The organism is Aerococcus viridans (genome assembly GCF_002871935.1).
Classification (GTDB): domain Bacteria; phylum Bacillota; class Bacilli; order Lactobacillales; family Aerococcaceae; genus Aerococcus; species Aerococcus viridans_B.
In genome coordinates this window covers 47,090-69,973 of the sequence record NZ_PNHQ01000009.1, presented here as the reverse complement: position 1 = coordinate 69,973, position 22,884 = coordinate 47,090, and the positions used below count along the sequence as shown (strand labels likewise).

At 38.3% G+C, this 22,884-nt stretch carries 19 protein-coding genes; 3 read left to right on the top strand and 16 right to left on the bottom strand.

What is annotated here, in order from left to right:
* Positions 1 to 103: 103 nt before the first annotated feature.
* The 15 genes from CJ191_RS04990 to CJ191_RS04920 all read right to left on the bottom strand — a co-directional run bounded on the left by CJ191_RS04990 (position 104) and on the right by CJ191_RS04920 (position 17,528).
* Positions 104 to 670 (bottom strand): GNAT family N-acetyltransferase, encoded by a 567-nt coding sequence (locus CJ191_RS04990; RefSeq protein ID WP_102199162.1) that lies wholly within the window; start codon positions 668 to 670, stop codon positions 104 to 106.
* A gap of 39 nt (positions 671 to 709) precedes the next feature.
* On the bottom strand, positions 710 to 1,648 hold the full coding sequence (locus CJ191_RS04985) for an ABC transporter ATP-binding protein (RefSeq protein ID WP_102199161.1): 939 nt from the start codon (positions 1,646 to 1,648) through the stop codon (positions 710 to 712).
* Positions 1,648 to 3,186, bottom strand: coding sequence for an ABC transporter permease/substrate-binding protein (locus CJ191_RS04980; RefSeq protein WP_102199160.1), 1,539 nt, complete (start codon positions 3,184 to 3,186; stop codon positions 1,648 to 1,650). Before CJ191_RS04980 ends, CJ191_RS04985 begins: the two co-directional genes overlap by 1 nt.
* 260 nt (positions 3,187 to 3,446) lie before the next feature.
* Entirely contained in the window at positions 3,447 to 4,403 is a 957-nt protein-coding gene (locus CJ191_RS04975) for a 2-keto-3-deoxygluconate permease (RefSeq protein ID WP_102199159.1), read from the bottom strand.
* Positions 4,404 to 4,628: 225 nt separating this feature from the next.
* On the bottom strand, positions 4,629 to 5,921 hold the full coding sequence (locus CJ191_RS04970; RefSeq protein ID WP_102199158.1) for a nucleobase:cation symporter-2 family protein: 1,293 nt from the start codon (positions 5,919 to 5,921) through the stop codon (positions 4,629 to 4,631).
* Positions 5,922 to 5,925: 4 nt separating this feature from the next.
* On the bottom strand, positions 5,926 to 6,522 hold the full coding sequence (locus CJ191_RS04965; protein WP_102199157.1) for a xanthine phosphoribosyltransferase: 597 nt from the start codon (positions 6,520 to 6,522) through the stop codon (positions 5,926 to 5,928).
* A gap of 174 nt (positions 6,523 to 6,696) precedes the next feature.
* Positions 6,697 to 7,713: a class 1b ribonucleoside-diphosphate reductase subunit beta gene (gene nrdF, locus CJ191_RS04960; RefSeq protein WP_102199156.1), complete on the bottom strand. Its 1,017-nt coding sequence runs from the start codon at positions 7,711 to 7,713 to the stop codon at positions 6,697 to 6,699.
* A 25-nt stretch (positions 7,714 to 7,738) separates the two neighbouring features.
* Positions 7,739 to 9,937 carry a class 1b ribonucleoside-diphosphate reductase subunit alpha gene (nrdE, locus tag CJ191_RS04955; protein ID WP_102199155.1) on the bottom strand — a complete coding sequence of 733 codons (2,199 nt, stop codon included), beginning with the start codon at positions 9,935 to 9,937 and terminating at the stop codon, positions 7,739 to 7,741.
* Positions 9,909 to 10,313 (bottom strand): ribonucleotide reductase stimulatory protein, encoded by a 405-nt coding sequence (locus tag CJ191_RS04950; protein ID WP_102199154.1) that lies wholly within the window; start codon positions 10,311 to 10,313, stop codon positions 9,909 to 9,911. Before CJ191_RS04950 ends, nrdE begins: the two co-directional genes overlap by 29 nt.
* Complete coding sequence (locus CJ191_RS04945; RefSeq protein ID WP_102199153.1) at positions 10,301 to 10,540, bottom strand: glutaredoxin domain-containing protein; 240 nt, start codon at positions 10,538 to 10,540, stop codon at positions 10,301 to 10,303. Before CJ191_RS04945 ends, CJ191_RS04950 begins: the two co-directional genes overlap by 13 nt.
* A gap of 374 nt (positions 10,541 to 10,914) precedes the next feature.
* Complete coding sequence (gltX, locus tag CJ191_RS04940) at positions 10,915 to 12,390, bottom strand: glutamate--tRNA ligase (RefSeq protein ID WP_102199152.1); 1,476 nt, start codon at positions 12,388 to 12,390, stop codon at positions 10,915 to 10,917.
* 87 nt (positions 12,391 to 12,477) lie between these two features.
* Positions 12,478 to 13,671: a PIN/TRAM domain-containing protein gene (locus CJ191_RS04935; protein WP_102199151.1), complete on the bottom strand. Its 1,194-nt coding sequence runs from the start codon at positions 13,669 to 13,671 to the stop codon at positions 12,478 to 12,480.
* Between the two features lie 205 nt (positions 13,672 to 13,876).
* Positions 13,877 to 15,259 carry a DNA repair protein RadA gene (gene radA / locus CJ191_RS04930; RefSeq protein WP_102199150.1) on the bottom strand — a complete coding sequence of 461 codons (1,383 nt, stop codon included), beginning with the start codon at positions 15,257 to 15,259 and terminating at the stop codon, positions 13,877 to 13,879.
* A gap of 46 nt (positions 15,260 to 15,305) precedes the next feature.
* Entirely contained in the window at positions 15,306 to 15,845 is a 540-nt protein-coding gene (locus tag CJ191_RS04925; protein ID WP_102199149.1) for a dUTP diphosphatase, read from the bottom strand.
* Positions 15,846 to 15,947: 102 nt separating this feature from the next.
* Complete coding sequence (locus CJ191_RS04920; protein WP_374754467.1) at positions 15,948 to 17,528, bottom strand: alpha-amylase; 1,581 nt, start codon at positions 17,526 to 17,528, stop codon at positions 15,948 to 15,950.
* Positions 17,529 to 17,951: 423 nt separating this feature from the next.
* Between CJ191_RS04920 and CJ191_RS04915 the strand changes: the two genes are divergently transcribed.
* Entirely contained in the window at positions 17,952 to 18,623 is a 672-nt protein-coding gene (locus tag CJ191_RS04915) for a hypothetical protein (RefSeq protein WP_102199147.1), read from the top strand.
* Between the two features lie 14 nt (positions 18,624 to 18,637).
* Complete coding sequence (locus tag CJ191_RS04910; RefSeq protein ID WP_102199146.1) at positions 18,638 to 18,829, top strand: hypothetical protein; 192 nt, start codon at positions 18,638 to 18,640, stop codon at positions 18,827 to 18,829.
* Between the two features lie 85 nt (positions 18,830 to 18,914).
* Here the strand turns inward: CJ191_RS04910 and CJ191_RS04905 are convergent, their stop codons facing one another.
* Complete coding sequence (locus CJ191_RS04905; RefSeq protein ID WP_102199145.1) at positions 18,915 to 21,842, bottom strand: insulinase family protein; 2,928 nt, start codon at positions 21,840 to 21,842, stop codon at positions 18,915 to 18,917.
* A 123-nt stretch (positions 21,843 to 21,965) separates the two neighbouring features.
* Between CJ191_RS04905 and pgeF the strand changes: the two genes are divergently transcribed.
* Positions 21,966 to 22,733, top strand: a complete 768-nt coding sequence (gene pgeF / locus CJ191_RS04900; RefSeq protein WP_102199144.1) for a peptidoglycan editing factor PgeF — start codon at positions 21,966 to 21,968, stop codon at positions 22,731 to 22,733.
* Positions 22,734 to 22,884: the final 151 nt, after the last annotated feature.

The following is a 22,884-nucleotide window of genomic DNA, read 5'->3' as shown; positions in this document are numbered from 1 at the left end:
TCATTCACTTATTTTAGGGAAAACCAATCATAATTGCAATTTCATCGAGATACTAGATTACCATAAATCTTGATAGGTTATTACTATCAATCGCTATGTATTTTTATGATTTAATTGATGGTTCTTTTTGCGCTAGGTATTCATCTCTCAGTAAAGAAAATACCACTGAGTTTGATGGTCCACTATCTAATTGCTCATCTTGTCTAAGAATCCCTTCTTCAATAAAGCCTAGACGTTTTGGAATGGCTTGGCTTTTATGGTTGGTTACCGCTGCTCGAATTTCTACACGGTTTAAGGCTAAGTCATTAAAGAGATAATCAAGTAGAAAAGCTACAGACTTGGTCATAATCCCTAAACCTTGGAATTCTTCTCCTAAGTAGTAGCCTAATGAGGTTGATTTGTTGAGGTGGTTAATATAATGCAAACCAAGTACACCAGCTAGTTGGCCTTCATACCAAATCCCACATTGAAAACCATCGTTATGAACAAATTGTTGTAGCTTCTCTTTAATAAAAGGTAATTCATCTTCCGTAGCTTTCATGAATTTCACCCATGGTAAGTATTCACCTAGGTAATCACGTGAATGGTCAATTAACTTGTACAAACCTTCTGCATCACGCTCTTCTAAAATTTTGATGGATATTTTATCATCAATTGGCGTTTGAAACATGCTACCACACCTTTCTGACTTTCTTTATATCATAACATCTTATAGATTTTTTAGCCGAGCAAATACAGCCTGTCTATCTAGCAATCCTAAACTCGAATTATTTTCCGTGATTTCAACCACCTCATCAGTCGCTAGTAAGGCGTATAAGTCCTTTTGATGACTGGCGATATCAATTTTAGGATAGTCTGGATGGTCTCCTAAAAGTGGTTGAATATCTGGTCGGAAGATATTTAAGCCAAAGACATCTTCTTTCTCTTGGTTAAATAAGGAAGCCACTACCTGGTTTTCTGGATTTGTCAGAATTTCCTGAGCCGTATCCACTTGAATTAAACGACCTTGGTTCATAATCCCAATTCGATCTGCTAATTTAATGGCTTCATCCATATCATGGGTGACAAATAAGATGGTTGTCTTCAACCGCTGATGAATATCAACTACAAGGTCTTGTAGCTGGTTACGCGAAATTGGATCTAGGGCTGAAAAGGGTTCGTCCATTAAAATAATATCTGGTTCAGCTGCAATCGCACGTAAAATGCCAATCCGCTGCTGCTCTCCACCAGATAAAGCATCAACTGGTCGGTTCCGGTAAATTTCGGGATCTAAACCAACTAAATTAAGTAGTTCGTCAATTCTAGCAGCACGTTTCTCTTTGGGCCAACCAATCATTTCTGGAATAACATCAATATTCTCACTCACATTCATTGTTGGGAAAAGGGCAATCTTTTGTAAGACATACCCCATATTCCAGCGCATTTTTTCAATATCATGATCTTTAATCTTTTGTCCTTTAAAGTAAACATCTCCCCCTGTTGGTTCAGTCAAACCATTCACCATCTTTAGAGATGTCGTTTTCCCACTACCTGAAGGACCCACTAAGACAAAAAATTCCCCTTCATGAATGGTTAGATTCAAGTCATCAATGACGCGTTTATCCCCATAAACTTTCTCTACATCTTTAAATTCGATTATACTGGCCATTATGCATCCTCCCCTATTAAGCCTTTGTTGACTAAGAAATCATGGGCTACTTGGCTAGGCTCTTTGCCTTCAACGTTTACCGCATAGTTCATTTGAATCATCTCATCTTCTGTCACTAACCCACTTAATTTGTTTAATGATGCCACAATTTCTGGATGGTCTTCAGCAAAGTCCGCTTTCATCAATGGACCTCCTTGATAATCAGGGAATAGCCCTAAATCATCTTCAAGTGTAACCAAATCATACTCTAGAATTTGGCTATCAGTTGAATAAGCATCAATCACATTGACTTCATTGTTATTGATTGCATTATATCTAAGCGCAGGCTCAAGACTTTTCACTGACGGGAAGGTCAACCCATATAATTCTTGAATACCAGCATAACCGTCTTGACGGTCAATAAATTCTAAGGTAAAGCCAGCTGTAATCTCGTCTTCAACTTTCGCTAAATCTGAAATCGTTTTTAGATCATGCGCCTCTGCAAAATCACGTTTCACGGCTAATGCGTAAGTATTTTCAAATAAAAATGGTTCTAGAAAAGCCATCTCATACTGGTCTTTTAATAAGTCACGCGCTAATTGATAGGTAGCTGCTTGGTCGAAGTCACTTGTATCAGTAGCTTCATCTACGTCAACTAAACTTTCAAGGACTGTACCTGAAAACTCTGGATAAATATCGATTTCATTATTGTCTAAGGCAGAAAAGAGAAAGGTTGTTTTTCCAAAATTAGCTTTTACATCAACATTGACATCGTCATTATCTGCTTCAATGATTTCTTTATACATATTAATTAGAATCTCTGGTTCTGACCCTAATTTACCCGCGATAGTGACATTCGTTACTTGACCAGTCAATCGTTCTGCCAAGATAGGCCCACCAATTCCTACAAATAGAATAAACAGGCTAATCAGAATGGTTTTCATTTTTTTATTTTCCAACCATTTAATGAATGCCCCAAAGATAATCGCTAATAAAGATGATGCGATGGCACCAATTAGCGTTAAATTACTATCATTTCGGTCAATCCCCAACATAATCAAAGACCCAAGCCCACCAGCACCAATTAAAGTCGCTAAGGTCGCTGTTCCGATAGTTAATACTAATGAAGTCCGAATACCTGATATCATCACCGGCATGGCAATTGGTAATTCCACTTTAAAGAGGCGACGGCGTCTAGGCATCCCAAAGGCAATCGCAGCTTCTTCAATAGTTGGATCAATTTCTACAAAACCTGTATAAGTATTTTGTAAGATAGGCAAAATGGCATAAACAACTAAGGCGATGAGTGCTGGTATTGAACCTATCCCTACTAAGGGAATTAACAAACCTAACAAGGCCAATGAGGGAATCGTTTGTAAGATACTAGCAAATTGTAATACGGGTTCTGCATATTTGCGGTGGTCACTCAACCAAATGGCTAGAGGAATGGCAATCACACAGGCGATGAACAAGGCAAGCAAGGAAATAGCCATATGTTCGTAAGTAGCAGTGAATAATTGGTCTTTACGTTCCATTAACGTTAATAAAAAATCGTTCATGATAACTCCTTCCAAGTTACAAGGTGTAGGTAGATCATTTAAAAGTGCGCAAGATCAAATTGTGTCATCATAGGTATAGATGATTTCAGCAAAATGATCACTCGTATGTTATATTATCGCACAAAAAACCATAAACACATTGCAATAAGCCTGTCTTTAACTGACTGTTTTATCTAAAGTTTCTCTTTTTAAATTTATGTATTCAGCGCATCAAAAAAAGAGCCATGCAAACATGACTCTTCTACAGGTATTCACAAGCATTATATGGATTCTACACCGTATGCTTTTATATATAGTTTCTGTGCCACAATTGGTGAAATGATTGAAGTAATGATACATACCATCATTACAATCGCTGTAGCGCTTGTTGATTGGTCCGCGAAGACTAATGGTAAGGCTGACGCGATACTAGCGGGATTGGCTACTGACATACCTGCTACGTTCCAGATAGCTGCACCATCTACCCCTGCATTTTGTTTCATAATGTAGCGGTCAAATGGAATTAATGGTAATAATAAGACCATAAAGATTACAGCCATCAAAATACCTGGCAAACCTGATGCAATAGCTGATTGAATATTCATCGCTGCACCCAAGTTCCAGCCTAGGAAAGGTAGTAAACGCCCAATCATTGGTACGAAGAAGTCGGTAAAATCTTTGTCTAGATTACCTAAAATAATCCCGACTAATAAAGGAATAAAAATTGAGATAATGGGTTGCCAGTCAATCCCAGCTGCCCCTCCATCAGCTGTTAAAACACTTAGTAGAATTAGTGGGGCAAATGGCATCCCAATTAAGCCCATGATACCGTATACGGCACCAAATTGTTTATCTCCATAACTTGAATGGATAGCTAGTGCGACGGCTGGGTTTAAAGAATAGATTACACAAGCAAAAGCCAATAGATTAATGCCAAAAATGCCATCTAAACCAAACAACCAGTAAAAAACTAGAATATAGATTGTTGAGATCACTAACTTAAATAGAATCATTGGTAAATGACGTTTTAGTAAGGGCACAATTTGTTTTAAATCCAAACTTGTCCCTGCTGAAAAGACCAATAACCCAATCACAACGTTGGTACCCATTTGAAATGTTTGTTGCGATGTACCACCAATTACATCATACATATTAGGGAAGATAGACACTAATATTAATGACACTACCATTGGAATCAAAAACATACCCGCCGGTACTTTATTTATTTTCTTAAACATATATAAACCTCTCTTTTATCATTTTTAAATGAACTACTACAATTAGGCTATCATATAAGGCTTTTAATGCTTAGTCAATAGCAATTGTCCGTTTTTTACACAATAATTTAACATTTATGACTAAAATTGCAAAGATTATAGCCATAAAAATACCCCTTGAATTTAGCTAGCATAACTAAATACAAGGGGGATTCATTTATTTAAACGAGATATTATTAAAGTAATTTATTTCTTTACACCATGGAAGAAGGCGTTTAATAAGACAACTGTTACACCACCAGCTACGATTCCTGAAGATGTTAGCCAAGAAATCCATTCTGGTAACTGTGCAAAGGCTTCAGGGGCAATAGCTACACCTAATCCAATTGTAATTGCAGCACCAATGATCAGTTGGTTACGATTATCTGCTAAATCTTGCGCACCTAATACGCTGATTCCGTATGATAAGACATTACCAAATAAGAAAATCATGGCACCACCTAATACGGCTGACGGTACAGAAGTTGCAATAGCGCCAATTTTTGGAATCAAACCACATAGTAGCATTAAGATAATCAAGTTAACGAAAATAGATTGCCGTTTTTCTCCTGACATTTGTACTACACCGACATTTTGTGAGAAGGCTGTTTGTGGTGATGTATTGAAGATACCCGCAAGTAAATAGCCAATACCCACTGATAAGTATGATCGACGAAGATCTGCTTCATCGATGTCTTTATCGTACATCCCAGCTAGCGCATAGTTGATACCTGTTACTTCAATCATAGATATAATCCCAACCACTGTTAGCGATAAAATCGCCGCTGGATTAAATGATGGTGACGCAATGGCAAAAGGCATCGGTAGTTGTACCCAAGACGCCTCTAGAATGGGCTGCATGTCCATTTTGCCCATAAAGATGGCAATCACCATACCAGCAACTAATCCAATTAAAATAGAGATAGATTGAAGAAAACCTTTAGTGAAACGGTACAGTAAAAGGATAATCAAGAACGTCATTAATCCCAAGATTAAATTATCGATATCCCCGTAGTCTGCACTACCCTCACCACCTGCTAGATTATTAATTGCAACAGGGATCAAGGTCGCACCAATTAGGGTCACAATAGTCCCTGTCACTAGCGGTGGAAATAGGTGGGATAGTTTAGCAAAGATCGGCGCTAGTAATAAAATGACTAGGCCAGCTACTAGTACTGAACCGAACATGGTGGCTAAGCCATATTGTCCACCCACTTGAACCATCGGCCCAATAGCTGTAAAGGAACAAGCCATGACAACAGGTAAACCCATACCGATAAACTTACCTCGATAGAGTTGTAGAAATGTGGCAATTCCTGAGATAACAATATCTGCTGATACAAGGTATAAGGTCTGTTGAGTTGTGAAGTTTAGAGAACTTGCGATAATTAACGGTACCACAATGGCACCGGCATACATGGCTAGTAAATGTTGTAGTGAGAGAAATGTTGTTTTAGCAGAGAAGACATCTTTAAAATTTATATTCTTCAAATTGGCCACCCGCTTATGCTAACTTTTCATCTTCTTCATCTACAAAGGTTACTTTATTGCCTGCTAATGAAGCAATACGGCAAACTGAATGAACATCTACTCCCGCATCAATTAAGCGTTGACGTCCTGGTTGGAATGATTTCTCTACACAAATACCCACACCAACGACTTCAGCACCAGCTTGTTTCACTAAATCAATTAAACCTAGACTTGCTTCACCATTCGCTAAGAAATCGTCAATGATTAATACTTTATCATGTTCATTTAAGTATTCTTTTGAGATGATAATTTCGCTTGTTTTATTCTTCGTAAATGAATGTACTAATGTTGAGAATTTATCTTGTCCAGCAAGTGTTGATGGTTCAGATTTTTTCGCAAATAACATCGGTACTTGGAAGTGTGCAGCTACCATGATTGCAGGTGCAATACCACTTGCTTCGATGGTTAATACTTTTGTGATTTCACGTGATTTAAAGTAATCAAAGAAATCGCTTTGGATTTCATGCATAACTTTTGGATCAATTTGATGGTTTAGGAATGAGTCAATTTTTAAAATCTTTTCATCGATGACTTGACCGTCTTTTAAAATACGTTTTTGTAAATAGTTCATAATAAATAGCCCCTTTATTTTTGTTACTTCCATTGTACGAACAATATATTTCAATTGCAAGGCATTGTTCGGTGAAGCTACGGATAATTTCTAATGGAGGCCGGTTAATCTGAATAAACACTTTATTTCACCAAAAAAACTGGCTTGAGCGCCAGTTTTTTAGTGAAAATGATATTAGAAATCGTAGTCGTCCTCTTCCATCGCTTCTGATTCACCCATCAAGTATGAATTGCCTACTTGGGAGAAGAAGTCATGGTTACTTGAATCTGTTGAGATCCCATTCATCACAATTGGGTTAACATTTTCTGCTGTACCATCTGGATAGAAAGGTTCAAATCCTAAATTTTGTAAAGCTTTATTGGCATTGTAATGCACAAAGGTCTTGACATCTTTCGTCCAACCTACTTGTGTATAGATTTCCTCGGTATATTTCTCTTCATTTTCCATTAAGTCAAATAGCAGTTCGTACATCCAGTCTTTTAATTCATTTTGTTCATTTGTTGAAAGTTGGTTGTAGCCTAACTGGAATTTATAACCTAGGTAAGTACCGTGAACAGATTCGTCACGAATAATCAACTTGATAATTTCAGCAACATTCTCTAGTTTATTGTTACCTAAATACCAAAGTGGCGCATAAAATCCAGAGTAGAATAAGTAAGTTTCTAGGAATACGCTAGCAATTTTTTGTTGTAGACCAGTTCCATTTTGGTAAATTTCGTTAATGCGGCGCGCCTTGTATTGAAGATATTCGTTATTATTAGCCCATTCGAAAATCTCATCAATTTCACGAGTCGTATTCAATGATATAAAAATTGTTGAATAAGATTTAGCATGCACTGACTCCATAAATAGGATATTATTCAACACAGCTTCTTCGTGCTGTGTCCGAATAGCATCACGCATCACGTTTGCCCCTTCTTCAGACTGTAAAGTATCTAAAGCTGTTAAACCAGCAAAAGCTTTGTTAACTACATCTCGCTCTTCGTCCGTTAAGATTCGCCAATCATCACGGTCATTTGATACCGGAATACGTGTATCCAACCAAAATTGCGAAGTCAATTTTTCCCAAGTTGACTTATCAATCGCATCTTCTATGCGGTTCCAATCAATTGATTTATAGTATAAAACATGATCATTTGTTGGCTCTCCACCCAAAATTTGGTTAAAGTATTTTTTATCTTTTTGTGTCATTACTCATTTTCCTCTCGTTTACGTGTTAAATCACACATGATTCACATTGGTTTACGCCAATTTCTTTATCGAAGTCATTTGTATAAGTCCGCACATAGTAAATCGATTTAATTCCTTTTGACCAAGCATAATTACGCAAGCGGTTAAGGTCACGGGTAGTCATCTTGTCCGTATTCCCATTCTTCCATTCATATAAACCTTGTGGGATAGTGGATTGCATAAACAAGGTCAAGGACATCCCTTGATCAATATGTTTTTGTGCTGTTGCATAAGTATCGATGACTTGACGCATATCCGTTTCGTAAGCAGATTTGTAATATTCGATCGTATCATTATCCAAGTATGGTGCTGGATAGAACATTGAACCAATATTTGTTTCTTGACGGTTTTCAATTAAATGCACAATTGGATGAATGGATGACGATGCTTCGTTGATGTATGAAATCGAACCTGTTGGTGCAACTGTTAATAGGTAAGCATTATATAGTCCATCCGCCATGATTGCTTGGTTTAATGCCGCCCAATCATCCGGTGTTGGGATGTGGATATGTTCGAATAATTTAGCTACCTTCTCAGATTTGAAGACGAACGGTTTTTGGTTGTCAATGTAACGCTCACGAATGTAAGAACCATCGGCATAAGCTGATTGGTCAAATTCAAAGAAGCTTTCTCCACGCTCTTTTGCCATTTGGTTTGAAGTTTTCAAAGCGTAATAACGTAATGCCATAAAGTAAGCATCCGTTAACTCTAGCGCTTCTTTTGACCCATAATGAATTTGATTGGTAGCAAGCGCTGTGTGTAATCCCATCGCGCCCAATCCGATAGCGTTATAGGCTGCGTTTCCACGTTCAACACTTGGTACAGCTTGGATTGATGTCATATCAGAAACAGCCGTTAAAGCACGTACAGCGGTATCCACAGCTTGCTCAAAGTTATGCGCTTTTAACATTTCAGTAATATTGGTTGAAGCTAAGTTACAAGAAATATCCATACCAACTTCTTTATAAGTTAAGTCTTCATTTAGAATAGATGGCTTTTGTACTTGCATGATTTCAGAACATAAGTTAGACATAGTAATTCTTCCGTTAACCGGGTTTTCCTTATTCGCTGTATCCACATTCATGATATATGGATAGCCAGATTCTTGTTGTAGACGCGAAATTTCTTGTTCTAACTCACGTGCATTGATTTTATATTTCTTAATGTCCTTATTAGCAACCATATCTTCATAATGTTCCGTAATATTGACATAACCAAATGGTTGACCATAAATACGTTCCACATCGTATGGACTAAATAAGTACATTGGTTCATTGGTTTTCAATAATTCATAGTACTTATCTGGCACCACTAATCCTAACGATAAGGTCTTTACACGAATTTTCTCATCGGCATTTTCTTTTTTCGTAGATAAGAACTCATACACATCCGGATGGAAGGCGTTTAAATAAACAACTCCTGCACCATTTCGTTGGCCCAACTGGTTAGCATAAGAAAAGGCGTCTTCTAATAGCTTCATTACTGGCACAACACCTGAACCAGCATTTTCAATACCTTTAATTGCTGCACCGGCTTCACGTAGGTTACTCAAGTTTACACCTACACCACCACCACGTTTAGAGAGTTGTAGAGAGGAATTCACTGCCCGACCAATTGACTCCATATTATCTTGGACATCAATTAAGAAACAAGAAACCATCTCACCGCGACGCTTCTTACCTGCATTCAAGAAGGTAGGTGTAGCCATTTGCAATCGATGTTCAATATGCTCTTCAGCAATATGCCAAGCTAAATCTTCGTCACCATCTGCTAAATACAAAGCAGTAAATGCAATACGATCTTCATATCTTTCTAAAAAGCGTTTGTTATCATTGGTTTTTAGAGCATATTGCGTATAAAACTTATAAGCACCCATAAAGCTCTTAAAGCGGAATTTATACTCATACAAATGATCAAACAAGGATTGGATGAAATCGAAAGCGTACTTATTTAAGAAATCTTCTTCTATATAATCGTTATCTACTAAATACTGTAATTTTTCTTCTAATGTGTGGAAGAAAACCGTATTTGGGTTCACATATTCTAAGAAATAAGCTCTCACTGCTTCGCGGTCTTTATTTAATTGGATTTGCTTGTCAGCAGTTGGAATATTTACCATATTATTAAGCTTAAAGTAAGTAATATCTTTCGTATTTTCAATTTCTAATTTCTTGGTATCTGTCAATTTTCTCTAACTCCTCTGTTAACTTAGCCACGTCATAAGCAGACCCTTGGAATTCAAATCCATGTAAGACAGGAATATCGAACTCAGCAGATAATTCCTTTACTGTTACACAGAATAATTGGGCAAAATTGCGGTTGCCCCCACCAAAAAAGCCCTTGCATAGACTGGCATTATCTGCCCATTCTAAAAATTCCTCAGCTGTTTCAATCACGTCACCATACACATGACTTTCATATGATGGCATCACCATAATAAACGGCTCAGTCATCGTCACCGGTGCTACTGCGGATGAAATCTCATAAGTATCGAATCCTTGAACTTTATTGATAAAACGTCTGGTTTGACCCGTTAATGAATAATAAACTATGCTTGCCATGTTGCCACCAAAGCTTCCATCTTTTCAGGTACATAACCATTGAAATGGTTTCCTGTTGAGTCTGCAATTACTGGTAAAGACAAATAACCTAATTCTTTTACTTCATCTAGATACACGTCCTCTAGATCTACGCGTTTCTCTTCAAAAGGAATCTCTTTAGCTTCAAGGTATTTCTTAGCAAATACACATTGTGGGCAGCCACTCTTTGAATAAACTGTGATTGTCATGGTCATTACTCCTCGCTTTTTATTAAAAAACACAATAAATTGTGTTCTGTTTATTTTTTAACTCTATATATTGTGTTTAATCTAGTCATAGTATAGGGGTGGAGATGAACTATTATCAATCCTTATTCACAAGTTTCATAAAAGAAATAACAAATTGTATCTTCTAATTTTTATAGAAGATGATAAATTAGGGGTTTTTAAACATTTTATATTTTCTATACATAAATACAATGATGACTTTCGATAAAATGTAAGCGATTTTTGTATTTACTGATAACTTTTCGTTAACTATTAAGTTATACATATCTTTTTATACCGTTAAAATAAAAAACCTATCCAAGCTTACGCTTAGATAGGAAAGATTACATATTTGATTATAGACTTGCTAGTGCTTGGTCTAAGTGGTGGGCTACTTTTTCTTTACCCAAGACTTCAATTGTTAAACCAATTGAAGGTCCGTGTTGTTCACCTGAAGTGGCTACACGGATTGGCATATATAAGTTTTTACCTTTTACGCCAGTTTCTTTTTGAACAGCTTTGATTGCTGCCATAATATTTTCTTCTTTAAAGTCATCAGCTGGAATTTCAGCTAATTTCGCTTGGAAGGCTTTTAAGACATCCGCTACACCATCACCAGCTAATACTGCTTTCGCATCATCTGCAATATGTAATTCATCTTGGAAGAACATATCTGATAATTCAACGATTTCAGCTGCATATGACATTTCATCTTTATATAATGAAACCAATTTTTCAGTCCATGCGCGTTCTTCTGCTGTTGATGTTTCAGATACACGGCCTGCTCTTTGTAAGTGATCAATCGCTAATTTCGCTACGTCTTCAGCATCTGCTGCTTTCATGTAACGGTTATTGATCCATTCTAGTTTTTTGTTGTCAAAGGCTGCTGGTGACTTACTTAGACGGTCAGTATCGAAGATTTCAATTAATTCATCATGTGAAAAGATTTCTTCTTCGCCCTTTGGAGACCAACCTAATAAAGTGATAAAGTTAAACATTGCGTCAGGTAGATAGCCTAGGTCACGGTATTGTTCAATAAATTGTAAAATTGACCCGTCACGTTTAGATAGTTTTTTACCTGTTTCAGCATTTACGATTAAAGTCATGTGACCGAATGTTGGTCGTTCAAATCCTAAGGCATCGTAAATCATTAATTGTTTTGGTGTATTCGCAATATGGTCGTCACCACGCAATACGTGTGTAATTTCCATCAAATGGTCATCCACAACAACGGCGAAGTTGTATGTAGGCATACCATCTTGTTTACGGATAACAAAGTCACCTGAAATAGCTGCTGATTCGAAAGAGATTTCCCCTTTTACCATGTCATCAAAGGTGTAGGTTGTGTTGTCAGGTACGCGGAAACGGATTGTTTCTGGACGGCCTTCTGCACGTGCTGCATCGATTTCTTCCTGTGATTTGTCGCGCCATTTACCAATGTAACGCGGTGTTTCGCCATTTGCGACTTGCGCTTCATGTTCTGCTTCGATTTCCTCAGGTGTATCAAATGCAAAGTAAGCTAAACCCTTGTCTAGTAATTCTGTTAGGTAACGGTCATAGATATCTTTACGTTCAGATTGACGGTAAGGACCAAATTCACCTGGCTTATCTGGACCTTCATCCCACTCAATACCCAACCAATGTAGGTTTTCAAGTTGAGATCTTTCTCCGTCCTCAAGATTTCGTTTAGTATCAGTATCTTCAATACGAATAATAAATTCCCCGTCGTTGTGACGAGCGAATAAATAATTAAACAAGGCGGTACGAGCATTCCCAATATGTAAATGGCCAGTTGGACTTGGCGCATAGCGTACGCGGACTTTATCTGACATGTTGATTTCTCCTTTTATCTTAAGCTTTTCAATCAAAATAGGCTGGTAAGCATACCAACCTAATTTTCCATCATTATAATTATATATCTAGTCCGCTATTTTGGCAAAGACCATGCGTCCTGCATTGGTTTGAATCGCTGAAGTAATCTCTACTGAAAGGGTCTCATCAATATGATGCTTGCCTTCTTCAACGACAATCATTGTACCGTCGTCCATGTAGGCTACGCCTTGTTGACGCTCTGTACCAGCTTTTACGATATGTACGGAAATCGTCTCCCCAGGAATCACAACAGATTTCAATGCATTCGCTAACTCATTAATGTTTAATACTTTAATCTTGTGAAATTGACTCACTTTATTCAAGTTATAATCATTTGTTACCACAACACCATCGACTAACTTAGCTAGACGCAATAATTTTAAGTCTACTTCCGATTCATCATCGAAGTCTCCGGCATAAAAATCTACAACCACATCATCTAAGTCTTGAATTTGATTTAAAATATCCAAACCACGACGACCACGAACCCGTTTCAATGCATCTGCTTGGTCCGCAATGTATTGCAATTCTTTCAAGACAAAATTGGGGACTACTATCACACCCTCGATAAAGCCTGCTTTTAAGACATCTAGAATCCGCCCATCAATAATCACTGATGTATCTAAAATCTTATAGGGCTGGTAAGCCTTATCCGCAGCTTGTCTAAGTGATAGTAAGGCATCCGTATACATATCATGGCCTTCTGAGTGAGTTGATACGTCACTTTCCTGCACTTCCTTATCTGACTGTGTATCTTCAGTAATAGTCGTATCCGTTGCTTCACTACGTCTCACTTGCGGAAAACGGGTAAGCATCTCCATAATCTCAGCACTCTTATTAGAGAAGAGATAAAAACCTAACACCCCTAAAACAATCGTTAAGACAATGGGTAAGATATTTGAAATGAATGGCCAACCAATCGCCACTAAAGGAATGTTGATTAACCAAGCTAAAACTAGTCCAATAATAACACCTACTGCAGAAACTAAAACCTTTTCGATCGATAACTGACGCAAGTCACGTTCGACATTGCGAATAAAACGCATCAATAAAGGCTGTGTTAATCCGTAAATAAGAAAAAGAATAATTGCACCAAGTACGATGTTAAACAATGGATAATAGAAAAAGCGTATATTGATATTCATCATATCCCAAAGTAACGGTAATACATAATAACCTATTGAAGATCCTAATATTACAATGAGGACACGAGACAATATTTTCCAAAATCTTTCATTCATATTATTCACCCCCTTCTCTATAAAAATTAAAGCGGTTTCTTTACTATACTACCGCTTTTATAGTATAACTTTTTGTTTACATTTACACAATAAACTTACTTAAAATTTAGTCTAGTATGCATAATCTTAACCTGAAATTTACATATAGCGCCTATTTGAGATAAAAAGAGAGCTTGGTTACCATTCGATCCAAACTCTCTAGTATTTATTTTGTAAAAATCGTATTTAATACTTCTCTTACAGTCGTTACACCAACTACTTGTATTTTTTGTTTACCAGTTAAACCAGATAACGCATTTTTAGGGATAAAAATGCGTTCAAAGCCTAATTTTTCAGCTTCTTGAACACGTTCCGCAATTCTTGTTACTCGTCTAATTTCACCAGTCAACCCAATTTCTCCAACGAAACAATCAGTTGGTTTCGTTTCTTTTTCTCGGTATGAAGAAGCCACAGCTACTGCAATGGCCAGGTCAATAGCCGGTTCGTCTAAACGGACCCCACCAGTTGATTTGAGGTAGGCGTCTTGATTTTGAAGCATTAAACCAGCTCTCTTTTCAAGTACAGCCATGATGAGTGATACCCGTGAATAATCTAATCCAGAAGCCGTTCTACGGGCATTCCCAAATGAGGTCGGTGTAAGTAGCGCTTGAATTTCCGTTAAAATCGGTCGTGTGCCCTCCATCGAAGCAACAACCGCCGATCCATTAGCGCCCGCTAACCTTTCTTCTAAGAAGAGTTCGGAAGGATTAGCGACTTCATGTAAACCATCTTGCTGCATATCAAAGACACCTATTTCATTGGTTGACCCAAACCGGTTCTTCACTGCCCGTAAAATCCTGAAAGTATCATGCTTCTCACCTTCGAAATACAGTACAGTATCCACCATGTGTTCTAGAATACGTGGTCCAGCAATATTTCCTTCTTTCGTCACATGCCCAACGATAAAAATACCAATATTTTGTGACTTCGCTAATTTCATTAATTCTGCTGTCGTTTGACGGACTTGTCCAACTGATCCTGCCGTTGATGTCGCATCTTCGTGGGTCATCGTTTGAATAGAGTCAATCACTACAAAGCGCGGTTGTAAGTCATAAATAGCATCTTGAATAGCTGCCATATCAGTTTCTGCATAAACATAGAAATCTGCCCCTTCAAATCCTAGTCGGTCCGCTCGTAGTTTGATTTGATGCATCGATTCCTCTCCCGACACATATAAAACTGGCCCAGCGCTCTGATGCAGTTCAGCTGATACCTGTAGCATTAAAGTGGATTTCCCAATCCCTGGGTCACCACCAATTAAAACCAAGGAACCTTGCACCACACCGCCACCTAAGACGCGGTTTAATTCACCTAATTGGGTTTGGATGCGCGGCGTTTCTTCACCTTTAACCGTCGCTAATTTTTTTGGTTTCATCCGGCTTGAGCTGGCTTGTCCAGCACGTGTTTCAGGATGAGCAATAGTCTTACCATACAAGCGCTCCTCTTCCATTTGGTTCCATGCCCCACAATTCGGACACTTGCCATAGAACTGAACACTCTCATAACCACAAGCCTGACATACATATCTCGTTGTCGGTTTCTTAGCCATCTTGGACTTCACTCCTTTCTATTAATTTGAAAAATATCAATTGCTATTATTGACCAGAAGAGCCAAAACCACCTGCACGCACTTGGTCACTTGGCTGGTCATCAGCAGTCGTTAAGAAAGAAAGGAAAATCCCTTGCGCAATACGCTCACCTTTTTTAATTTGAACATCACGCAAACCAAAGTTTACTAATTGCACAAATAAATGGCCTTCATTATTTTCATTATTATAGTAATCTGCGTCAACAATACCTACACCATTAGGTAAGGAAAGACCTCGTTTAAGCGGATTTGAAGATCGGCAAGTTAATTGTAAGTATTCATTCTCGCCCATATAAGCTTTTAAACCAGTCGGTACTAATACTGGTTTCATAGCACTTTCGTCTACTTCACCTGCTATATTTAAATGCGCAAAGTCTTTTAGGACATGCTTTACACCAGTCTTCCACATTGCCGGTACAATGATATCTTCAGCCGCTGCGATATCATAGCCAGCTGATAGGGTTGTTGAACGTCTTGGTAATGTAATTGCCTCATCATTGGCATAGGCCGATATCTTCTCAAATCCTCGTGTATTTTCTACTGTCATAAACAAATTCCATCCTTTACTGCGCATACTTGAGTTTTACTGACTTATTGTACCATTGATTAGCAAATTTCTAAACGTAAGCCCTTAAAGACGCAGTGCAAATTACTCACTTTGGTCAGCAGCAGCCACCTGAGCTGCTTCTGCATCCGGTTCAGCGATTTCTTCAGTAGGAGTTTCTTCAAGATAGCTAGTATCTTCAAAATCTTCATCTGCTTCACCGTCAATATGGTCTACATCAAACTTGTTAATCCACACAGACATTGACCCAGCATGTACTTTAAATACACCCGTACCATCCGCTTCAATGGTTACCGATCCTTCTACTTCACCCATTGCGTCTATCCACTCTTCTCCTGCGTGGAGTTCTCCTACATACATACGCTTCTTCGCTTGGTCACCATTGGTTGCGATAAAAGCGAGTCCATCTGGATGTTCATCATCGCCAGTCCGGGTATAACCGATACAATTTTTATGGTCAAAATAATCATGTTGATCACCGTAAGCATTTTCCCGTCTCAAGGCTAAAAGCTTATCTAAGGTCTCTTGGAAGCCTTTATACTGGATACTTTCGATACCATAATAATCACCGTAGAAAATGGTTGGTAAGCCTGATTGATGCAAGAGAATCAAGCCATAAGCAATCGGTTTAAACCATTCATCTACCCAAGACTCAAGGGCTTGGCCTGGCTGAGAGTCATGATTATCAACAAAAGAGACAGCTAAATCCGGTCGATCTTTCAAGAGTGAACCCTCAAGAAGTGAACCCATATCAAATTGATCCAAAGAAGTAGCTGCTTGTTTAAAGCGTTGATGTAAGGCCACATCAAATAGATCGATTTGATAATCCGTTTCCGCTAAATAATCGAAAAGCACACCAGTATTACTTTGCCAGTACTCTCCTATAACATAAATATCTGGATTACTTTCTCGTAAAGCAGATATTAACTGGTCAATAAAGGCAAAATCGATATGTTTTAAGGCATCCATTCTAAAACCATTTAAATTAAAAGAATCTAAGTACCAACGTGCCCATTTTAAGACTTCTTCTTGAACATAGGGATTATCATAATCAATATCCGCAAACATTAAGTAGTCGAAGTTACCGTGCTCACCGTCCACTTCTTCATTATCTGCCCACCCTTTATTCTCCCCTTTAATCATAAAGATACCACTTTCACCTGTTCGTTGGTCAAAGTCAGTCCCAGAGAAGCAGTTAAAATCCCAAATAAAGTCTGAATACTCACCATTTCGACCTGGAAAAGTAAACTTAGTCCACCCTTCAATATCGCGCGCTTCACCAAGCTTTTCTTGCCGATTTGTTGGGTTCATTGGGTAGGCTTGGAATACTTCTGTTTCATCAGCCCCACCCTTATGGTTTAAAACAGCATCCGCTAGCACCCAAATGTCCTGTTCATGTAAGGCATCAATTGCCGCTTGGTATTCTGCTCGAGTCCCGTATTTGGTACGAACCGTCCCTTTTTGATCGAATTCCCCAATATCAAATAAGTCGTAAGCGCCGTAACCAACGTCATTACTCGATTGACCTTTAGTTGCTGGTGGCATCCACACATGAGAAATCCCGATTGATGCCAAGTGTGCTGCATCTTCCGCTAACTTTTTCCATAAACTACCATCATCGGGTAAGTCCCACTCAAAATATTGCATTAATACACCGTTCATCACCATATCGTTAGCCCCCGCTTTCGCCTAATCTTAATGTCTATCTCTATTTTTTCACGACTCTATTTCACTTTCTTGCTTTGTGGATTGATTAGATTCAATATCACATTACAGTTATTATACCGAAAGTTTCTTCAATGAGATAATTTTAGGTCTTGCAAGCTACCACATTAATATTTTTAATCTTTTACTAGTTTATACGTCATAAGCCAGCAAAATACTGCAAGTATTTTTCAAAAATCTGTGACCCCTTCCAAAGGTATGAAATCAATATAAATTAATGTAATATTTTAGGTGTTTGGTCTTTAAATCTTCACAGAAGTCCGATAGAATAAAAATATTAGGTGAAATCACCATTGGCGTATATCGCTATAAACATTCCCGATCTTCGAAATACTTAAAATATAGATATAAAGGATGCCTAAAATGCGAAAACTATTGAAATGGGTTTTATTAGCATGCATCATGTTACTAGTTGGTAACCACGTTGAAGCGCGTGAATCCTCTACTGAACTAGGCAATGCTGTTAACGAAACTTTGTCTGAAACAACTGCTTACAAACAATCCACAACAATCGAACAGGTCACATCTGAACCCGCAAATACTGAAACGGTCATGTCGACCTTATCTTATGAAAATACGGATAACTTTTCTGGAACTTTCATTAAAAAGAATACTGCTTCTAGTAATAATGATACGATCTTACAAGTTGAAACAAGTAATGCCCAATCCGCTTACAAGGAAAATGGCGGCGAATGGCAACAAAGTTTAACGAATGATTCACATCTGAACCGTTTAAATGTCTTATCTCTAAATCAAATGCACAGTTTATTAACGACGCTAGATACAATTGGACAATGGACTGGGTCTTTAAATAATCAAACCGTTAGTTTTTCTGGTGAAAATGTGCAATTAACCAACTTATTAAACTCTTTTGTAAGTAAGTCTTACAATAATGATGCCAACCACCAAATCCAACTTGTGACTGATCGTTACACCAATGAAATTAGAGCAGTTGAATGGACGATTTCTGGTACTAGTCGTATCGACAATCAAGCAGTAACAACAACAATCGAAGTGAAATTATCGCAATTATAATTAAAGGAGCCTATATGAGCCGTTATTTGGTCGGAACAATCTTCGCCATTTTATGTATTTTAGTAAACGTATATATTGTCTGGAAGGGGCAAACTCCTGAAGGGATGACTGCTGCACAACAAGCCCGATTAAAGGTAGTCGGTGGCGTCCTATTACTATTGGCTTTCATTGCCCTCACATTTGGAGAGGCTTTAGGCCTACGATAAGCAAAATGAATCATACTATTCCAAATAGACCATCCTATTTGGATACGAAAAGGCCGGGAAGTGTATCCCGGCCTTTTACGTTTTCTTAAATCGTACGCTTATGATTAAATACTTGCTTAGATTCCTCAATTTTTTGCTTATTTCCAAAGACGACTAAATTATCTGCATCTAGCGCAGTTTGTATTTGTGCTTTGAAGGCAATTAGATCAGCTACTTTGGTATCCAAGGCTTGGCTTAAGCGTGCATCTACCATATCTTTTGTCATCCCTCTGAAGTGGCGTGTCACCATCAGATTGTTCACGCTCGCCGGTATTAATGGATAGTGGAAGCTAGTCATCGACCCAATAATCAATTGTTCTAGATCATCTTGACTTAAACCTGGATTTTCTAAGAAGGCTGGTAAGTTTTGATATACCGCTACTGTCTTATCCACATTCGGGTCACGGTAAGAATAAGTGGTCACGTCCCCCGCTGCAGTCAGGCTTAAACCAGCACCATAAGCGCCACCTTTAGCACGAATATTTTCGTGTAAGTAATCTTTCGATAAAATATTGGCAAAAACGACATACCGGCCATTATAGTCTTCAACTGAAACAGGTCCCCCCACCGATACGTATTGTACATTACCGTTGGTTTGAATCGCCTCATGATAATGGTTGCCGACTAAATCAAACTGGACATTTACAGGTTCAACACTATCCGCTGGTTTTGCTTGGTCAATAAAGTGGTTGACCTGATCAAGCAAGGCTGATTGATCTACACCGTCAGCTGTTAAACTAACTGTCAACATACGTGGATCCCATATTTTGCCATTCACTTCTCTCAATTTCTCGATAAAAGCATCTGCCTTAGTTGAGAAGTTTTCAATTAAATCCGTCATATGGTCATAGAATGTTAAACCAGCAATCACATCTTCATACTTAGCTGCTTGTGAGTAGAAAGACCGTAATCTAGAAATCGCCACCCGGTGACCGGCCCCTTCATACGACTGACTCATATTAAATTTCGTACGTTGTAAGACATTTAAAATCCGTGCCTTATCAGAAAAGTCTGTAAATGTCATCGTATCTTGTAACAATTCAAAACCGCGAGCGGAGTGGTCACCAATCGCTGCAAATGATGCCACTAACACTGGTACATAATCATCTTTGGACCCTTCACGAATAAAGACTTTAGGTCGCATAGAAATGCCAGCAGTCGCCTTCATCATTTCAATATCCATTTGACGATAATCATAATTCTCTGTGTCCAATAACCCTAATAAAATCGCTAGATAGTTCACATATGGTAAATCTTCTGCTGTAATATGGTCTAACCGATAAGCCATCTGTACATAACGAATCCCTGAAGCATCTTGTTCATGGAAAAGGACTGGCACCCCTTGTTGGCCAGTTAATACCTCTTCGGCAATCGCTTGTGTTGTTCGTGGTACATCAGAAATCGCTAATTTTGGTAAGGTTTGACGGGCTTCTTCTGTGTCCGGTGTATCTTGGTAGTTCCGTAATGCCTGGTTTTCCTCAATTAATGCTTGGATGTCTTGGTCAGTCATAGCCGCTTTTTCTGCAGCTAACTGGGCAGTTAATTGCTCATCTTGCGCCTTAAATAAGCCCACTTTTGGTTGGTAAATACCCACTAGACTAGTAGCTGCATCCAACAAGTTGTCTTGAATCCATCTTTCATAGAAGTCTGTGTCCAACTTCGCTCTTAAATCATCGAAGTATTTTGAAAAATGCAAGACTTCAGTTGGGGACATGTCATAGCGCCAAGCCATAGTCATTTGAATTTCATAAGTAATCCCCTTCATCGCACCACCAGCTTGACGGGCTGCAAATTCACGAGTATTGATAACCCCTTCAAGAAGGTCGCGGTTGATGCCATTAGCTACTAGGTCATTTAAAGTTGCTTTAATCACTGCTAAAGCCTTGTCCTTATTCTCTGGGTTAAATTGTTTTAAAACTAAACCAAAATCTAGATAGTAGCCATCAGAACCCATCGCTTCAACTTCCTCTGCTAAACCAGCTTCAATTAGGGCTAAACGGATTGGGGCTGCTTCCGCTTCAATTAAGGCATCGCTTAAAATATTGGCCACATAGTTATCGGTTAAATCTGTTGATGTACCCACATGGGTCATGTAGGTCAAGTAAGAATCTTGTTCACTCGTTTTGCGTTCGTCTGCATCATAAAATGCTTGATATTCGCGGTGACCTTCAGCTGTTTTAGGCAAGTCAAATTGAATTTTCTCATGATTAATTGTTGAGAATTCACTAAAGAAATCGCCGTTAATCTGACGCAAAGTGCGGTCAATATCAATATCCCCGTAAACATAGGCTAAAGCATTGTCTGGACGGTAATGATCAGCATGGAATTGTTTAAAGTTTTCAAAGGTCAAGTTAGGAATATCATAAGGATAGCCACCTGATTCATGGGCATAAGTAGAATTAGGGTGCATATTGGCTGTTACATCCTGCATAATAATGCGTTCTGCATCAGAATAAGCCCCACGCATTTCGTTATAAACTACCCCATTATAAATGATTGGTTCATCTACATCGAATAATTCTTTATGCCAACCTTCTTGACGGAAAATGTGTTCCTCAGTCATCATTTTGGGAAAGAAAACGGCGTCTAAATAAACATCCGTTAAATTATGGAAATCTTCCTCATTCATAGATGAAACTGGATAAATGGTCATATCTGAAAAAGTCATAGCATTCAAGAATGTATTCATAGACGTTTTCAACATAGTCATAAACGGATCCTTAGCTGGATATTTACGTGATCCAGAAAGTACTGAGTGCTCCACGATGTGGGCTACGCCGGTTGAGTCTTTCGGTGGCGTTTTAAAACCTATCCCAAAAGTACGATTTTGATCATCATTTTCTACCCAAATCACTTGCCCCCCTGATTGTTCATGGGTGAAAGTGTGAACTTGGGCATTAGCATCTTGAATAAATTGGCTATCCACAAGCGTAAATCCGTGCATTTGGTCCCCTTTTTTCAAGTTGATTGTCATATCATAATCTCCTTATCGGTCATTTTCTTATTTCCATTTATTTTAACAGTTTTTGCGAGATTTTATTAGCCAGACCGCTTATTTGCTATAATAGAAAAAACACACCATGAAAGGATGATTTTCATGACAGTCCAATTTTATGAAACACCGGATAATATTACTGCTGGTACCAGCTTAAAAGACCTCAACCAAGCGCTAGATGGTAATTTAGCCTTACACACAGGAGAGGATAAGATGATGGTTATCGCTAACCGTCAAGCACTAGCAGAAGCGTTACATGTAGATACCACTCAATTTGTTTTCGCTAACCAGACCCATTCCAACAAGGCTTACCAAGTGAAAGCTAACGACCAAGGACGCGGCACTAAAACAACTGAAGATGCAATAGACGATGTAGATGCACTATTTACTTACGAACCTAATATTGTAATTGGTGTATTTACTGCAGACTGTGTGCCCATTTTATTTTATGATGAAAGTACTGGATTAATCGGCGCTATTCATTCAGGCTGGAGAGGGACTGTTCAAGACGTAATAGCTACGACTTTCGCTCAAATCAAAAGCCAACAACCAAATATCTATATGGGCAATATCAAAGCTGTTCTTGGTCCATCTATCGCCCAAGAATCATCTGAAGTAGACCAAGATGTGGTAGATCAATTCAAAGCATTAGGTTATGCAGATGACTTTATTCGTTGGGATAATAAGCGTCAAAAATATTTAATCGACAATCAAGCGACTATTGTTGAGCAACTAAAACGTGTTGGTTTCCTGGAAGAGCATATTACCAAGTCTAACCAAGATACGTTCACTATGACAGAGGGATTCTCCTACCGATTAAATAAAACGCCCGGCAGACATTTTTCTTTTATTACTAGAAAAAATGTATAAAGACATAAAAAAACCAGCTGTTGGGAGCCAGCTGGTTTTTTAGTATCTTTCAATTTGGGAGGAGAAAGATTTATGAAGAAAAGTTTGGTTTCTTTATTGGGTATGCTTATATAATAGGCCATACTTTTGAAGATATAATGAAGTTTTCAAA

Coding starts and splice junctions, on each gene's coding strand:
- CJ191_RS04990 (WP_102199162.1), bottom strand. CDS start 670: ATGTTTCAAACGCCAATTGATGATAAAATATCCATCAAAATTTTAGAA.
- CJ191_RS04985 (WP_102199161.1), bottom strand. CDS start 1,648: ATGGCCAGTATAATCGAATTTAAAGATGTAGAGAAAGTTTATGGGGAT.
- CJ191_RS04980 (WP_102199160.1), bottom strand. CDS start 3,186: ATGAACGATTTTTTATTAACGTTAATGGAACGTAAAGACCAATTATTC.
- CJ191_RS04975 (WP_102199159.1), bottom strand. CDS start 4,403: ATGTTTAAGAAAATAAATAAAGTACCGGCGGGTATGTTTTTGATTCCA.
- CJ191_RS04965 (WP_102199157.1), bottom strand. CDS start 6,522: ATGAACTATTTACAAAAACGTATTTTAAAAGACGGTCAAGTCATCGAT.
- nrdF (WP_102199156.1), bottom strand. CDS start 7,713: ATGACACAAAAAGATAAAAAATACTTTAACCAAATTTTGGGTGGAGAG.
- CJ191_RS04950 (WP_102199154.1), bottom strand. CDS start 10,313: ATGGCAAGCATAGTTTATTATTCATTAACGGGTCAAACCAGACGTTTT.
- CJ191_RS04945 (WP_102199153.1), bottom strand. CDS start 10,540: ATGACAATCACAGTTTATTCAAAGAGTGGCTGCCCACAATGTGTATTT.
- gltX (WP_102199152.1), bottom strand. CDS start 12,390: ATGTCAGATAAAGTCCGCGTACGCTATGCGCCAAGTCCAACTGGCCAT.
- CJ191_RS04935 (WP_102199151.1), bottom strand. CDS start 13,671: ATGAATGAAAGATTTTGGAAAATATTGTCTCGTGTCCTCATTGTAATA.
- radA (WP_102199150.1), bottom strand. CDS start 15,259: ATGGCTAAGAAACCGACAACGAGATATGTATGTCAGGCTTGTGGTTAT.
- CJ191_RS04925 (WP_102199149.1), bottom strand. CDS start 15,845: ATGACAGTAGAAAATACACGAGGATTTGAGAAGATATCGGCCTATGCC.
- CJ191_RS04915 (WP_102199147.1), top strand. CDS start 17,952: ATGCGAAAACTATTGAAATGGGTTTTATTAGCATGCATCATGTTACTA.
- CJ191_RS04910 (WP_102199146.1), top strand. CDS start 18,638: ATGAGCCGTTATTTGGTCGGAACAATCTTCGCCATTTTATGTATTTTA.
- CJ191_RS04905 (WP_102199145.1), bottom strand. CDS start 21,842: ATGACAATCAACTTGAAAAAAGGGGACCAAATGCACGGATTTACGCTT.
- pgeF (WP_102199144.1), top strand. CDS start 21,966: ATGACAGTCCAATTTTATGAAACACCGGATAATATTACTGCTGGTACC.